At 68.8% G+C, this 2,254-nt stretch carries 1 protein-coding gene; it reads right to left on the bottom strand.

The genetic code is table 11. The features are described from left to right. Window positions 1-69 precede the first annotated feature (69 nt). Window positions 70-1,899, bottom strand: coding sequence for a TolC family outer membrane protein (locus AC1D1T_RS32005; protein ID WP_477993392.1), 1,830 nt, complete (start codon window positions 1,897-1,899; stop codon window positions 70-72). Between the last annotated feature and the right edge of the window lie 355 nt (window positions 1,900-2,254).

Genomic DNA, 2,254 nt, shown 5'->3' with positions numbered 1-2,254 from the left:
GGGCGCCGACCGCACCAGCATGAGCCCCCAGCCCATTCCCTCACCCGCCGCGACGAGCGAAAGACCGAGTCAGAGGTTGCTCTCTTTTGTGATGAACCACTGGCCGTCAATCAACTGCCAGGTCACCGATTTGTTCACGACGTCGGAGTAGCCCGACGAGGTGTACGTCTGCTTGAAGCGGGTCTGCGCAACGCCAGGCCCGGTGGCCTGCACGTCGACGTTCTCCAGCTTCACGGTGAGTGGACCGGTCTTCGCCAGCATCGCCTGCCGGCGTGCCTTCCAGGCGTCGACCGAACCCTGCGCCGGCTTGAAGCCCGGTGCATAGAAGCTCAGATAGCGCGGCAGATCCTTGGCCTCCCAGGCCGCCGTCCACGCATTCAGGCGCGGCAGCGGCGAGCTGGCTGGTGCCACCACGGCCGGCAGCGTCGAGACGCCCCCCGCGATCGGCGTGGCCGGGCCGGTACCGGCGGCAGCACGCTTCGACAAGGCCTCGAAATCGATCGGCGGCGAGGTCACGGCATCGGCCGGGCAGCGCCCCGGCGCATCGCCATCGGCCGACCACCCGCTCGCGTCGTCCGGCGCCTCGGGCGCACCCTGGTCGCGCGCCAGCCCGAGCTGGGCGCTCAGCTGGTTCATCGACGCCTGCGTGCGCACGTAAGCCACGCCCAGGTCGTACTCGGCATTCGCATACGAACGCCGCGCGGTGTACAGCTCGTTCTCGGCGTTCAACAGGTCGAGCAGGCTGCGCTGGCCGATGTCGAACTGCTGGCGGTAGGCGTCGCGTGCCTTCTCGATCGCGATCGTGTTGCGGTCGAGATAACCCAGCTGGTCGACCAGCTTGCGGGTGTCGTTGTAGGCGATCTCCACCGTCTGGCGCACATCGCGGCAGACCTTGTCGCGCTGGTCCTCGGCCTGCGTCAGCAACCTGGTCTGCTGGCGCACGCGGGCCTGGTCGGAGCCACCGTTGAACAGATTCCAGTTCAGCACGATCTCGGCAGTGCTGTCGCGGCGCTGGTCCTGCACACCGTCGAAGTTACGGCCGGCACCGGCGCGCACGCGGGCCTCGACCTTCGGCTGGTAGGCGCTCTCGCGCACCGAGACCAGCGAGCGCGCCGAGCGCAGCGATTCGACGCTCGCGCTGATCGTCGGGCTGCGCCGGATCGCCTCGGCCGCCGCCTCGTTCGCGCTGGCCGGGATCGCCTGGCGCAGCGGCACGGGCAGCGGCATCACCGCCGGCGGCGCCTCGCCGACCACGCGCTGGTAGCGCGCCGACACATCATGCAGGTTCGACACCTCGGTCGACAGGTTGGATTCGGCCAGCGCCAGCCGCGCGCCGGCCTGCTCGAGGTCGACGCCCCGGCCGACTCCGGCACGCACGCGCGAGTTGATCTGGTTGAACGCGCTGCGGTGCTGCACGAAATTGTCTTCGGCCAGCGCCACCAGGCGGCGGTAGCGCAGCACGTCGTAGTAGGCGCGCGCGGCTTCGAGTGCGGTCTGCTCGGTGACGTCGACCACCTCGAAGTAGCGGGCCAGCCGCTCGTGGCCGAGACGGCTCACGTCCTTGCTGGTGCCCAGGCCATCCCACAGCAGCTGCGTCAGCGTCAGCGCCGCACCGCTGCGGCTGGTCGACTGGCTCTCGGGCGTGCGCGAATCGATGCTGTCGCGGTCACGGCCGACGTTGGCGCTCAGGTCGAGCCGGGGATAGAAGCCGCCGCGCGAGGCGTCGATCGCATCGGACGACGCGCGGTAGGCATTGAACCGGCCGGTGACTTCAGGGTTGGATGAGACGGCCTTCTGGGCGGCCGCCTTCAGGGCGTCGTTGCTCTGCGCGAGGGTGGGGCCGGTGCACAGCAGTGCGGCAGCGGCGGTGGAGAGCAAGCTCTTGGTCTTCAACTGCATCGTGATCCTGTCTCTGAGCGAACCCATCGGTAAACCCGATCGGAGTGTAGTGGCCGCGCTACAACTGCTCACCCGGGCGCATCGGGAGATCATCAAGGCGCCCACAGTATTTCACGCAATGGGTGCGCGGAGCGGTGTTTCTGCCACAACTCCTCACACACTGCCGGACTCTGGTGCGCCGGCGTGGGGACTCCTCAAGTCGCCGCGCACCATGACGACATCCTTACGTCGGGCCCCACCACATGGATGCACGTGCACGCTGAATCGAACCCCGACGTGATGTCCTGCCGCCGGCTGCGCCGCGGCATCGTCGCGTGGATGGTGGCGGTGGCGCTCGTGCTCGCCGGCGTGCCCT

It is taken from the genome of Rhizobacter sp. P2_H3 (assembly GCF_056403355.1).
The sequence above is the reverse complement of the archived record's forward strand: the minus strand, read 5'-3'. Positions and strand labels throughout refer to the sequence as shown.

Excerpts from the sequence above, each read along its gene's own strand:
- AC1D1T_RS32005 (WP_477993392.1), bottom strand. The coding sequence starts at position 1,899 with ATGCAGTTGAAGACCAAGAGCTTGCTCTCCACCGCCGCTGCCGCACTG.